Source organism: Reyranella sp. (genome assembly GCF_030651995.1).
Taxonomy (GTDB): domain Bacteria; phylum Pseudomonadota; class Alphaproteobacteria; order Reyranellales; family Reyranellaceae; genus Reyranella.
The window spans coordinates 1-12,103 of sequence record NZ_JAUSBN010000058.1 but is presented as its reverse complement, the minus strand read 5'-3'; the positions used below and the strand labels follow the sequence as shown (position 1 = coordinate 12,103).

At 64.1% G+C, this 12,103-nt stretch carries 11 protein-coding genes and 2 pseudogenes; 7 read left to right on the top strand and 6 right to left on the bottom strand.

Features of this window, described 5'->3' with window-relative positions; all coding sequences use genetic code 11:
- Window positions 1-235 precede the first annotated feature (235 nt).
- Both Q7V45_RS18210 and Q7V45_RS18205 read right to left on the bottom strand, forming a co-directional pair.
- The gene (locus Q7V45_RS18210) at window positions 236-868 is read right to left on the bottom strand and encodes an adenylate/guanylate cyclase domain-containing protein (RefSeq protein ID WP_304854571.1); all 633 of its coding nucleotides are present in this window, start codon (window positions 866-868) and stop codon (window positions 236-238) included.
- On the bottom strand, window positions 869-1,378 hold the full coding sequence (locus tag Q7V45_RS18205) for a Pycsar system effector family protein (protein ID WP_304854569.1): 510 nt from the start codon (window positions 1,376-1,378) through the stop codon (window positions 869-871).
- Between the two features lie 582 nt (window positions 1,379-1,960).
- Here Q7V45_RS18205 and Q7V45_RS18200 point away from each other — a divergent pair.
- From Q7V45_RS18200 to Q7V45_RS18175, 6 genes and pseudogenes are all read left to right on the top strand, one after another.
- Window positions 1,961-2,848, top strand: a pseudogene (locus Q7V45_RS18200) (DNA-binding protein); the annotation flags it as partial.
- A 151-nt stretch (window positions 2,849-2,999) separates the two neighbouring features.
- Window positions 3,000-3,969 (top strand): annotated as a pseudogene (locus Q7V45_RS18195) (hypothetical protein); the annotation flags it as partial.
- 96 nt (window positions 3,970-4,065) lie between these two features.
- Window positions 4,066-5,106 carry a toprim domain-containing protein gene (locus tag Q7V45_RS18190; protein WP_304854567.1) on the top strand — a complete coding sequence of 347 codons (1,041 nt, stop codon included), beginning with the start codon at window positions 4,066-4,068 and terminating at the stop codon, window positions 5,104-5,106.
- Between the two features lie 298 nt (window positions 5,107-5,404).
- Entirely contained in the window at window positions 5,405-6,343 is a 939-nt protein-coding gene (locus Q7V45_RS18185) for a DUF2493 domain-containing protein (protein ID WP_304854614.1), read from the top strand.
- A 99-nt stretch (window positions 6,344-6,442) separates the two neighbouring features.
- A complete protein-coding gene (locus Q7V45_RS18180; protein ID WP_304854565.1) occupies window positions 6,443-6,913 on the top strand; it encodes a hypothetical protein in 471 nt (156 codons plus the stop codon).
- Window positions 6,914-7,441: 528 nt separating this feature from the next.
- On the top strand, window positions 7,442-7,765 hold the full coding sequence (locus Q7V45_RS18175) for a DUF736 domain-containing protein (protein ID WP_304854563.1): 324 nt from the start codon (window positions 7,442-7,444) through the stop codon (window positions 7,763-7,765).
- A gap of 347 nt (window positions 7,766-8,112) precedes the next feature.
- Here the strand turns inward: Q7V45_RS18175 and Q7V45_RS18170 are convergent, their stop codons facing one another.
- From Q7V45_RS18170 to Q7V45_RS18155, 4 genes are all read right to left on the bottom strand, one after another.
- Window positions 8,113-8,835 carry a transmembrane anchor protein gene (locus Q7V45_RS18170; protein ID WP_304854561.1) on the bottom strand — a complete coding sequence of 241 codons (723 nt, stop codon included), beginning with the start codon at window positions 8,833-8,835 and terminating at the stop codon, window positions 8,113-8,115.
- A gap of 9 nt (window positions 8,836-8,844) precedes the next feature.
- Window positions 8,845-9,579, bottom strand: a complete 735-nt coding sequence (locus Q7V45_RS18165) for a HupE/UreJ family protein (RefSeq protein ID WP_304854559.1) — start codon at window positions 9,577-9,579, stop codon at window positions 8,845-8,847.
- Window positions 9,580-9,632: 53 nt separating this feature from the next.
- Window positions 9,633-9,989: a hypothetical protein gene (locus Q7V45_RS18160; RefSeq protein ID WP_304854558.1), complete on the bottom strand. Its 357-nt coding sequence runs from the start codon at window positions 9,987-9,989 to the stop codon at window positions 9,633-9,635.
- A gap of 90 nt (window positions 9,990-10,079) precedes the next feature.
- Window positions 10,080-11,549, bottom strand: coding sequence for a TolC family protein (locus tag Q7V45_RS18155; protein ID WP_304854556.1), 1,470 nt, complete (start codon window positions 11,547-11,549; stop codon window positions 10,080-10,082).
- 161 nt (window positions 11,550-11,710) lie between these two features.
- Between Q7V45_RS18155 and Q7V45_RS18150 the strand changes: the two genes are divergently transcribed.
- The coding region (locus Q7V45_RS18150; protein ID WP_304854553.1) for an efflux RND transporter periplasmic adaptor subunit at window positions 11,711-12,103 on the top strand (393 nt) is incomplete at its 3' end.

Genomic DNA, 12,103 nt, shown 5'->3' with positions numbered 1-12,103 from the left:
AGTCGGGAGTCCTAGGTGGTGCGCCCGCGCGCGGGCACAAGGGGTGGTAGCCCCGAAAAAATCACCAAACAGACAGAATCTTTACTCTGACGAGAAATAATGCGCATGCAACATGCGATAATATGTTGCCCACATCATTGTGGATTGGCTTGGCGGGGTGTCTGCCGACCTAGGGCTTCCACCATCAGCTAGACCGATAGGCCGTGTCCACCGGACCGTCCCAGGTGCAGCGCTGCTACATGTCGGTGGACCCGCTGAGCTTCGCATCTTCACGAAGGCGGGAATACACGTCGTGTGTAATGAAGCTGTGGTATGGCGATACGCGTAGCGCGCTCAGTTTGGCCGCCACGTTAGGGGCGCGGCCGATCCAGATTAGGTCGTTATTATTACGGATGCCGCCGCGGACGACCAAGACGTCGCTGCGATCGACGCCCGTCGCGTGTGCCAGTTTGTAGGTTCCATCCTCAAGCCTCGGGTACCTCGCCTCAAATTTCGGCTTCAGGAGCTTCGTGAACATCCAGTTGATATGCAGGGCGCAGCTGGCCGCATTGGTGTTCATCGTTGGGCCTACAAAGACCCCCATGACCCGATCTCCGTCGAAACTCCGGATGTGACCGCTCTTGTGCCGGATGAGACGGCTGGCGCTCGCTAGAAAGGCTTTACAGATCCGGGCCGCGACACGCCGGTCCCACATGGCGAGCTCGGTCGAGTTCGCCATGTCTGCATACAGCATGGCCGCGTCGAGTTTTACGCCACCCCCGGACAGAGCAACGTCCTCAGTATCCAGCACGACCTGTCCATCGCGAATGTTCCACGTATCGGACAGGACGCCGTCGATATCGCTCGCGATGTCATCGGCGATCGCCATCTAGCGGAGCAGAGGTGTTTCGGCATTGGTGATCGAGGTCGCGACCAGAAACAAAAACCACGGCACCAGCGCGAGACCGGTCATCGTAAACGCAGCCTTAACATGCCCGAATTTGGCGGTAAGAATTTGCGCGTTGCGCCAGGTCTGCCCGAGATAGTCTTTGATCAACGCTTCTTCGCTCACCGCTTCGCACTCATTGACGAATCCAAGCTCGGTGCGCTTAGAGATTTCGGCGAAGTAGACGAGCGAACCGCTGCCGCCCTCTAGCTTTGGAAAATGGCACTGGTAGATAAACCATAGGCTAACTACGAGCAGCAGAACGGCCGCAATCCCCGGCACCATTACGTACCAAAGTGAAAGATCGGATTTTCGCAGGTTCAGGGCGATCAGCGCGAGCAGCGTCGTGTTGATCGCAAACAGAAACGATGCCTTGGCTTCAACGCGGGCGAAGAACCCCAGAACCCGATCGAGATGCTTGGCGCTGAAGTCGCGCTTTTCCTTGTTGTCCATCCTGCAAGCATACCACCGTAGTTTGTACCCACAATTCACAGAACTGGCTTGTCCACCGCTACATTGGGGGACGCGCTTTTCAGACCATCAGTACGGGCGCGTCCGTGTCGAAGTAGGCTCTAGTCCGCCCGCTGGAAGTGGTCAGAGGCGAGAAGCCGTGGACGGCAGGAGAGGTTGCAAACTCCACACCCACGCGATGAGAAGGACCTTCCTACGACAGACGTTCGCAGAACCTAGCCAAGATCAGAATCGACACTCTGAAGTCCGGGTGAATCGAAGCGGCGTGCGTCTCGCTCATCTTGTTCTTAAAGGGGAATCTAGAGGGAGAGGGCTGCGCCGGCTTTCGTGACGGATTTTAGGTCGAGAGAGGGTCTCCCGTCCGGCCGTCGCGGAGTAAATGATATGGTAAAGAAGGTTCAGAAGATCACTCTCAACGCTTCGCGCGACATTCCCTTCAACAAGCTGGCGCTCAGCCAGTCGAACGTCCGGCGTCTGAAGGCCGGCGTCTCGATTGAGGAGTTAGCAGAGGACATCGCCCGTCGTGGGCTCCTGCAGAGCCTGAATGTCCGTCCGCTCCTAGACGGGATTGCACCTGCCGCCTCTGACGTGCAGCGTACCGTCATCACCATCGGCGGCGGCGAGCCGGATGATGACGACGACGGAGACAACGTCGTCAAGCCGCTGCCCGAGCGGCTTGTCAGCGAGCTGACCGCCCACCGCACCCTGGCGCTGCGGGATGCGGTGGCGAGCGAACCGCAGGTCGCCCTGACGGTGCTGCTGCACAAGCTCTGCTTTGATACCTTCCAGCACAGCGCACCTGGCGCATGCTTGGAAGCCTCGGTGCGGCATGTGTTCTTCCCCGTCCAGGCGGCCGACCTGAAGGACAGCCCCTCCGCTCAGGCGATCGCCGAGCGGCACGAGGCGTGGAAGGTCGAGGTGCCCAAGGACGACGACGCGCTCTGGGACTGGATCGCGACCCTCGACGAAACCCGGCGGGCAGCATTACTTGCGCACTGCGTTTCGTTCGGCGTGAATGCCCTCTACGAGAAGGGTGACCGCTACGGCGGGCCGGGTGTCTCAGTGCACGGCGTCCAGTACCGTATCACCCAGGCCGACCGGCTCGCCCGTGCCGTCGGCCTCAACATGGTGGAAGCCGGCTGGCGGCCCACGGCCGACAACTATCTCGGCCGTGTCACCAAGACCCGCATCCTGGAAGCGGTGCGGGAGGCCAAGGGAGACCAGGCGGCACAGCTCATCGACCATCTCAAGAAGGCCGAAATGGCGACGGAGGCTGAGCGGCTGCTCGACGGCACGGGCTGGCTGCCGGAACCGTTGAGGCTCGCCGACAGCGTAGACGTGTCGGACACGTCGACCGACACGGTCGAGGAACTTCCCGCCTTCCTCGCCGACGGCGAGGCGCAGAATGCTGTCACGGACGACGTGGATCGGCATCCCATCGCCGCCGAATAGCGCGGACCCGCAGGGCGGCTCTGGCCGCCCGCGCTCTCGCCGTCAATCGTTGGATAAGCCCGGCCACTGTGCCGGGCTTTTTCCATTGAGAGAGGCGCCATGACTCCTTCCGAAGTGAGAGGGAGAGGACGGCCGGAACGGGTTTGAGCCAGTGGGGTCGAGAGAGAGCGCCTCCTGGCTCGAACCGTTTCCGCTCTCCCGAGGTCTCCTCCATGTCGAATCTTTCTGCCTCCGTGGCCGTGCAGGCACCGATGCGCCCGTTCGGCTCTTCTACGGCCAATCTGTCCGATGGCATCGTCACTGCCGCACATCTTCTTCTCCCGGATCTCGAACGTGGCCGCTGCATCGATGCGGTCGTCCTGCGTGGCGCCATGGAGCACGCCTTCGGCGGCTCCGATGCGGCCGGCGCCTGGGACTGGAAGACCGCCTATGACGCCTGCGAAGCGGCGACCGTGCTGTTCATGCGCAAGTTCGGCCCGGTCATTCGGGCGCGGGCTGGGTCGCCAGCTGCTGAATTGTCCATGCTCGGCAAGATCGCCGCACTTCTTCCCAGCCATACACGACGCTCCGAGGAGAGCCAGGCGCTGCAGCAATTCTCGACGCCGCTCGCGCTCGGGTTTGTCGTCGCCAGCGCTGCCGCGATCACCCCGGCCGATCTCGTTCTCGAGCCCTCGGCTGGCACGGGCCTGCTCGCCATCTTTGCCGAGCTCGCCGGCAGCGGGCTGGTCCTGAACGAGCTGGCGGAAACCCGCGTGGCTTTGCTTGGACGGCTCTTCCCCAGCGCTGCGACGACTCGCTACGACGCGGCTCACATCCACGACCATCTCGGCGATGTCGTGCGCCCGAGCGTCGTGCTGATGAACCCGCCGTTCTCGGCTGCGGCACATGTCGACGGCGCCGTCGCGGACGCCGCCCTGCGCCATGTCGCCTCCGCACTTGCCCGCGTCGCGGAGGGCGGACGGCTGGTCGCGATCACCGGCGCCAGTTTCTCGCTGGACCATCCGTCATGGCGCGAGGCTTTCGTCCGCCTCCAGGAACGCGGCCGTGTCGCGTTTAGCGCTGCCGTCGATGGGCGTGTTTATGCCCGCCATGGCACCACGGTCGAAACTCGGCTGTTCGTGCCAACCGGGGCCAACGGCCCTGAGATCCTCGCCGGGTTGATAGAACGCTACCCGATCGCGCGCATCGCCGATCGGGTCGCAGCGTGAGGGGCAGCCATGTCGTCCCACGCGACCGACCTCGCCCGCCGTCTCGCCCGCAACGCCGAGGCGGCGTGCCGCCACTATCTCTCGAATGGCCATCGCGAGGGTCGCTACTGGCTGGTCGGTGATGTCGCCAACACGCCAGGCCGCAGCCTGTTCGTCCGCTTGAGCGGACCGGACCATGGCAAGGGCGCCGCTGGCAAGTGGACGGACGCCGCCACAGGCGAGCATGGCGACCTTCTGGACCTCATCGCCCTCAATCGAGGTCTGGATCGCCTGCGCGATATCCTGGACGAGGCCCGCACGTTTCTCGCCTCGCCGCCAGACCAGATCGCTCCACGGCAGGATCGTCTTCCCGCACCGCGCGGTTCCCCTGAATCGGCACGCCGTCTCTACGCGATGGCCAGCCCGCTCGCAGGCACCTTGGCGCAAACTTACTTGCACAGACGTGGCATCGGGACTGTGTTTAACAGTGACCCGCTGCGCTTCCATCCGCGCTGCTACTACCGCCCCGACGAGGACAGTCCGGCCGAGACCCGGCCGGCCCTGATTGCGGCCGTTACCGACCTTGGCGGCAACGTCACGGGCGTTCAACGCACGTGGCTCTCTCGGTCTGGTCACGACAAGGCGCCCATTGGCTCGACGCGACGCGCCATGGGTCATCTCCTGGGGCATGGCGTTCGCTTCGGTGTGGCTGGCGATGTGATGGCCGCCGGGGAGGGGATCGAGACCATGCTGTCGCTGCGAGTGGTGCTGCCGACCCTGCCGATGGTCGCCGCACTCTCGGCCAACCACCTCGCGGCATTTTTGCTTCCATCAACTGTACGCCGTCTCTACGTCGCGCGCGATGCTGATCCGGCTGGTGATGCAGCGATGACCAGCCTGTCGGAACGTGCCAAGGTCGCCGGAATCGAGGTGAGGGACCTGTCGCCTAATTTCGACGACTTCAACGAGGATCTCTGCCGCCTGGGAGTCGCCAGGCTGCGGGTATCCGTGGGGCGGCAGCTCACCGCGCGGGACATGGATCGCTTCCTGGTTTCGGCGGCGACGGGATGAGCACGGGCAGGGGCATCACGCAATCGCCGGTCGTTCAGTTGTCTGTCATGGCGGACAAGAGCGCACCCCGGCCTTCTAGAGGGGCGATCGGACGGCAGGCTGCCCGGTCCCGCAACGGCGGTCCTCGGCTTTCTTCCCCTGCCGGCTGAAGCCGGCATTCCTCGCGAGGCAAGAAAGCCTCCGTCTGCCGTCCTCCGCTGCGCTGCGGCCGCAAGCGGTGCAGGCCCGGTCCGCCCGCCGTCTGTCGACGCCCACGAAGGCCGCGATGGGCGCGGCCGATCCGACAAAGGACATCCTCATGCCGACCGACCGCGACGATACCGACTTTGAGCCTCTCCACACGTCATCCCCGACCGACCACTTCCTCACCGAGCTGCAGCTGTTCGGACATCGTCCCTTCCAGGACGAGCCGGATCCGAGGCCACTACCGGATGCTCAACACATCGTCGGCGCCGTTGTCGACATCTTCGATGCGTTCGTCTCGACTCTCACCGATACGCGCCTCGAGCCCGACCTCGAGGAATTGCTGTGGTCGACCGTCAATCTGTTCCATCGTGCCACCGGCCGGATCGAGCGTGAACTCGACGGCAATGAGCAGGCACAACGTCGCAGCCAGAAGGAGCAGAACGGATCCGAGGTGCGTTCAGTCGAACTGGAGCGGCTCCTCGCCGAGGGCCTCACGCTGATCGAACGCCGCAACGCCATGGAGCTCTTTCGTGACCAGGCCGCTGATCGCTTCGAGGTCCATACCGGCTCGGCCTGGCGGCCGCGTACAGGATCGATGGTCAATCACGGGGCGCTCACCGCAGCGATGATTGACAGCCGGGACTTCCTGGCCGCCCGCCGTCGGGCCGACACGGAACTGCTGGTACCGGCCGGTTCCAAGATCGCCTTCACCGGCGGTGCCGAATTTAACGACCATCACCTCATCTGGAGCACGCTCGATAAGGTCCGTACTAAGCATCCCGACATGGTCCTGCTGCACGGCGGCTCGCCGACCGGCGCCGAGCGTATCGCAGCCCGTTGGGCCGACGACCGCAAGGTGGCTCACATCCCCTTCAAGCCGGAATGGACCCGTCACGCCAAGGCCGCACCTTTCAAACGTAACGACCGGATACTGGAAGTCCTGCCGATCGGCGTCATCGTCTTCCCCGGATCAGGCATCCAGGAGAACCTGGCCGACAAGGCTCGCAAGCTCGGCATCCCGGTCTGGCGCTTCGGCTCGGGCGGCGCGTAAGCGCCGCCTTTTGGCCAACTTCACATTCGACAGTAGTTCTATGGCGCCATGGTGGTGGTGGAAGGTGCCGCCGTTCGACTCTTGTCACGGAGATCCACCATGCTCGCCATCGTTCTCAGCGTCGCTGGCCTAGGCTTCTTCTGTTGGCTCCTTTTCACGCTCGCCATCTATGCGCTTCCCTTCCTCATCGGACTGACGGCGGGTCTCGCGGCCCTTGACGGCGGAGGAGGGATCGTCGGCGCGCTCCTTATCGGGTTCGTTGTGAGCGGCGCCATTTTGGCGTTCGGGCAGATTGCCGTTGCTAACACGCGTATGCCGCTAATCCGCATCGTCATCGGTCTGTTTTACGCCGTGCCGGCATCGATCGCCGGCTATCAGGTGGCATTTGTGCTGGCCGGCCTCAGTATGTCCCCTGGCAGCTGGCAGATAGCGTTCGCCGTTGCGGGCGCTGTTCTCTCTGGCTTCACGGCCTTCTCGCGCATGACGCTGTTCACCCCGTCGCCCGGTGGACAGGGCACGGGAGGCACTCACTCGCCTATTGGCCGGCGGCCATATGACCCGAGAGCCTGACGTTCTCGGCATCCTCATCATCAACAGCTGGCCGAAGGGCCGTTATTCCTCGATATCATGCGCTCAAGGAGCGAGGCCCTCGTTAGCGCTTCGAAGAGCTTGGATTTCCGGCGCGGCTGACAGACGTTGTGATGGGGCATTGCTTTAGGCGAGTGGCTGGGATGATGCCGTCCTTTGTCTACGCGCGGGTTGCCTCCTCTTCGCCATGCAAGTCGGCCCTCTTGTGCAGGACCCTTCAGATTGGCCACGACTTCTCGCGAGGATGCTATTCGGCGCGCGACCTGCTGCCTCTCCTTGGCTTGATCTAGCCGTAGGACGGCTGCGCCTCGATCGCCTGAGCCGCAACGGCGGCGGAGCGACTTACTTCCCCTGGGCTTCGCCCATTCCTCGCGAGGCAAGAAAGTCGCTCCGCCGCCATCCTCCGCTGCGCTCCGGCCCGCGAGCGGGTGCGGCGTCGATCGCCTCCGGCAAACGATCGCCATCGAGGCCGCGATGGTCGCGGAGCTCGAAACAGCAAGGAGAAGTCACATGGCTAACATCGGTTCCTTCAAGAAGACCGGCAATGAGTACCAGGGCGAGATCGTCACCTTGAGCGTCCAGACCAAGGGCGTCCGCATCGTCCCCGAGGCCAACCGGTCGAACGACAATGCCCCCAGCTACCGGGTCTTCGTCGGGCGCGCCGAGATCGGGGCCGCCTGGTCGAAGCGCTCGAATGAGGGTCGCGACTACCTCTCGCTCAAGCTCGATGATCCAAGCTTCAACGCACCGATCTTTGCCAACCTGTTCGACGATGAAGACGGGGAGGGGTTCACCCTGATCTGGGCGCGCAGCCGCAAAAAGAACGGCGAGTAAGGGAGCACCCCCGAAGCCCCGCCCGGTTCGCCGGGCGGGGTTTTCTTTGCCTGAAGGCGGGCCGGCGACTGTCCACTATTCAAATCCCATTGGCCCTCACGATATCGCCCATTCCGGCATCGTGCGCGAAGTGACGAACGTCCCCGACGACGATGCGATCAGCCTGCGTCGCTCGGGGCTATCCCGACGATTCGTTTCCCGCAAACGCCGTCCGCTCCGAGTGCGTACCGACCAGCGTTCGTCAATTGCGTGGGCGTCGGGTGGCCTGCGGTTCGAAGCTCGACCGTCGGATGGTCGTGCCGCGGGATGCTTACGCGAGAAGCGCTGCCATGCGGAGAACGGCAGGGTTAGTTCATGCGTTTGATTTCGGAATAGGTACCCGTGACCTTCAGCGTCACCGTCACGTCGCTGGAGCCGCGATTGCGCCAGAACCAGCCGTGGCTGCCATCGTAGGCGGCCGTCAGCGCCCCGGTATCGGAGGCGACCGCGGTGCCCTTCTTGTAGCTCGACTCCTTGCCGCCGGTCTTGGGCGTGCCGTGCATGTCGTAGTTCACCTTGCCGCCGTCGACGCGCCACGAAAACTGGGTCACGGCACCGCGCAGCATCGTCATCTTGTATTCGACGCCTTCGTTCGGCTTCAGCGTGAAGACGACCTCGTCGGTCTTCGCGCCCGCCGCCGGCTGCGCGACTTCGGTCGTCGGGCTGGGCGACGGCGTGACCTGATTTGTCGCGTCGTCGTCGTGGCCGCCGGGATGCGCCGAGGCCGGCGACACCAGCAGGCCGGCGAGCAGACCCGCGACGCTCGACCGGCGCTCGGGCGTTGCCGCAGGGGCCTGCTGGCGGTCGCGCTGTCGATCGATCTCGGCCTCGATGGCGATCTGCTTCTTGATCTCGCCCATGTCGGTGAGCTTCAGCGCGCGGCCGATGCCGGTGGGATCGATGGCGTATTCGGCCGGCAGCACGATCGTCACGAGGATCACGAGTGCGGCGACGGCGGCGACGATCGTAGATTTCACGAGCTTCGCGGTGCTGGGCAGTTCGGCGCGGGAAGGGATTTCGGCGTTGAACATGGAAGAACCTCAGGTCTGATTTAGGAAGTAGCCGGTGAGCTGGTAGCCGATCAGGACGAATCCTGCGGTCATGATGACGACGTTGGCGGTGTAGGCGTGTCGCCAGAAACCCGCCGCCCGTCGCCAGAAACCCATGACGATCAGGATGGCGGTGAGGGCGAGAAGCTGGCCGATCTCGACGCCGACGTTGAACGCCAGAAGGTTGGCCAGCAATCCATCGGCCGAGATCTCGTAGTCGATGATCTTGGTCGACAGGCCGAAGCCGTGGCAGAAGCCGAAGACCAGCGTTGCGACCTTGGTATTCGGCTGGAAGCCGAACCAGCGCTGGTAGGCGCCGAGATTGTCGAGCGCCTTGTAGACGACCGACAGGCCGATGATGGCGTCGACCAGATAGCTGTTGATGCCGATCTGGAAATAGACGCCCAGCAGCATCGTCGTCGAATGGCCCAGCGCGAACAGGCTGACATAGAGCGCGACATGCTTGGCGCGATAGAGGAAGAACACCACGCCCAGCAGGAACAGGATGTGGTCGTAGCCGGTCACCATGTGCTTGGCGCCACGGTAGATGAACGGCAGCAGGTGAACGCCGGTTATCTCCTGGATGTATCCCTTGTCGCCCTCGGCGACGGCATGGGCCAGGAGCGGCGACGACGACAGGCATAGCAGGACGATGGACACAGCCGCGACAAACCATTGCCCGGCATGTCGTCGCCCGTCCTCATGTGGATGGGCACACAGACGCATGATTAGACCTCACTGATACAGGAAAGCGCACCTGCCGTTGCCGGTCGGCACCTCTACAGTCGGGCAATCAGTCGCGGTGGGCGCTCTGGCGGGCGGCTTGTGCGGCCATGGACATGGTCTTCCGTACCGGCGGCCCAGCCGCCGTGCAAGACCGGCGAAATCTGCTGATACGTGGCGGCGACCGTTCCTGATTCATGCGAATGGTCGGGCGCTGAGCGGTCGTGCGAATGGCTATGTTTATGCAGGTCGCGCGCGGCACCGTCGGAAGGATGGTCGTGCCCAGCCTCCACCAACGCGCCAATAGATCCGAACTGGAAATCCTGGTTGGCGAAGGCCACGGGCGGCGCGAACACCAGCGCCACGGCCAGCAGAGCCGCCAGCGCGCGGCGGATCAGGAGGGTCGCGACCATCCGCATATCCTTCAGCAATGTCCCTTCGTCGGAAGACTGCAATTCATGCCAGAATCCCTATCATCCCCTCCGGGGGGATATCAAGAATCATCACTTGGGCGCGATCGGCGACATGGTGTCGAGAATGTCCGGACGCCCCGTCTGGGTTTCTGAAAGCTTCATGAAAGAGTCGCCGGCATCGAACAGCGAGCGCTGCAGGGCGTCCTCAAGCTGGGCCATGGCCTCACGCTGCTGCACTAAGGCTTCGTACCGCGCGAGCTGGACGACCTCCTGTTCGAGGTCCGCGGTCAGAGGCGCAAGCCGGTCGACCTCGCCCATCTGAAAGGCGCGATCAAGCTGCCGGCGGCGGCTAACCTGGCTCTGCAGCAGTGCGTCCGCCGTTGTCACGGTGCGCACGGCGCCGCGGTAGCTCGCGACCGCCGTGTCGATCTCGCCGATCACCTTGGCCTGCAGCGCCACGAACCGCGACGCCGCCTCGCGCCGCCTCGCTTCCGCCTCCGAAATCGGGCCCTGGTTGCGATTGAAGATCGGCAGGTCGAGCGTCAGCTCAAAATTGTAGAGATTGTCACCGCGGTCGAACGCATAGCCCGGGCCGACCGTCAGGTTGGGATATTGTTTGGCGATTTCCAGCCGTAGGCCCATCTGCGAGGCGTCATACTCGGCCAGTAGCCCCAGGACGTCGGACCGTTCAAGGAGGGCGCGCCGGCGCAATCCGCCTTCGGAGATGTCGCGCACGTCTGGAACGGTGGGCGGCTGGTCGAAGGTGACGAGCGACACCCTGACCTGCTCGATGGCTCGCGCCGGCACGCCGATTGCCGCACCAAGGCGCGCCCGTGCTTGGCCCGCTTGGCGTTCGGCGTCGCGCGCCGCAAGCGTCACTTGGCTGAGGTTGATGCGCTCACGCGCCACGTCCAGTGCCGAGGCGTCGCCGGCGGTGAAGCGGCGTTCGAGGAGCGCGACGATCTGCTCCTGCAGGACGAGCCGCTTGCGCGCGAGCCGCAGCCGTCCCTCCGAAGCCCACAGGTCGAGCAGCGCGGTGCGGACGCCGCTGCGGATTTGCCAGGCCGCCGTCGCGAGATCCTGGCGCGCAGCGTCGACGAGATTCTTCGCCTGGTCGGTGCGGATCTCACGCTTGCCGAACGTCTCGACGATGAAGTTTATCAGGAAGCCGATGGTCAGCGGCGACGGCGCTTCGGACGCCAGGATGCCGTTGCCTGGCGCCACGCTCAGGCTCGGGTTAGGTACCTGCCTCGCCGTGACGACGCCGGCCTGCGCCAGGGCGAGACGGTTGCGCGAGATATCGACATCAGGATGGTAGTAGAGCGCCGCCAGCGTCAATGTCGAGATGTCCCACACCGCCACGCCGCCGGCATGTGTGGGCGACGCCATGGCGATGAAGCTCGCGAGTCGCGGCTCGCTCAAGGTGCGGCTTTCGAGCGCGCCGGCCGTGTAAGCCGGGCTGATCGGCCGAGCGACGTACGATGCGCAGCTCACCAGCAATGGAACGGCAAGTCCGGTCGCGAGCAGCGGTATCAGTCGTCGAAACGAGAGGCCAAGCATGAAGCGTCTGGTCCAGTTCTGAATTGACTAAGGTCCCCCCCGGGGGGATAGGATGCGCGCAGGGTAGCCGGTCGACACGGCGATGCAAGGATCAAATGAAGATGCGATCTCGAACGGGTTCCGCCACGGCATGGCGCACGGCGCAAAGGACCGGCCTCTCGATGCTGCTCGCAGCCTCCTGCGCTGCGTCGGCAGCGGCGGCGGATGACATCGCGATGACGCCCGAGCAGGCAGCCAGCGTCGGCATCGAGGTGGTGCCGCTTGCCGCGACGCCGGCCAGCCGAGGCGCTGGCTTTCCCGCCCGCGTTGCCATTCCGCCGAACCAGATCAGCATCGTCGCGGTGCCGATGGCAGCCCGCATCGAATCGATCGATGTCGTCGAAGATCAGCCGGTCGAACCGGGCACGGTGCTGGCAAGGCTCAACAGTCCGGCCCTGATTCGCGCCCAGTCGGAGTTCCTGCAGGCGGTCAACCAGGAGCGCTTCCTGCAGGAGACGCTGAACCGCGAGCAGTCCCTGTCGTCGGATCGCACCGTGTCGCTGAAGCAGATGCAA

Bases quoted from the DNA above. Each gene is read 5' to 3' on its own strand.
- Q7V45_RS18210 (WP_304854571.1), bottom strand. From the start codon at position 868: ATGGCGATCGCCGATGACATCGCGAGCGATATCGACGGCGTCCTGTCC.
- Q7V45_RS18205 (WP_304854569.1), bottom strand. From the start codon at position 1,378: ATGGACAACAAGGAAAAGCGCGACTTCAGCGCCAAGCATCTCGATCGG.
- Q7V45_RS18190 (WP_304854567.1), top strand. From the start codon at position 4,066: ATGTCGTCCCACGCGACCGACCTCGCCCGCCGTCTCGCCCGCAACGCC.
- Q7V45_RS18185 (WP_304854614.1), top strand. From the start codon at position 5,405: ATGCCGACCGACCGCGACGATACCGACTTTGAGCCTCTCCACACGTCA.
- Q7V45_RS18180 (WP_304854565.1), top strand. From the start codon at position 6,443: ATGCTCGCCATCGTTCTCAGCGTCGCTGGCCTAGGCTTCTTCTGTTGG.
- Q7V45_RS18175 (WP_304854563.1), top strand. From the start codon at position 7,442: ATGGCTAACATCGGTTCCTTCAAGAAGACCGGCAATGAGTACCAGGGC.
- Q7V45_RS18170 (WP_304854561.1), bottom strand. From the start codon at position 8,835: ATGTTCAACGCCGAAATCCCTTCCCGCGCCGAACTGCCCAGCACCGCG.
- Q7V45_RS18165 (WP_304854559.1), bottom strand. From the start codon at position 9,579: ATGCGTCTGTGTGCCCATCCACATGAGGACGGGCGACGACATGCCGGG.
- Q7V45_RS18160 (WP_304854558.1), bottom strand. From the start codon at position 9,989: ATGGTCGCGACCCTCCTGATCCGCCGCGCGCTGGCGGCTCTGCTGGCC.
- Q7V45_RS18155 (WP_304854556.1), bottom strand. From the start codon at position 11,549: ATGCTTGGCCTCTCGTTTCGACGACTGATACCGCTGCTCGCGACCGGA.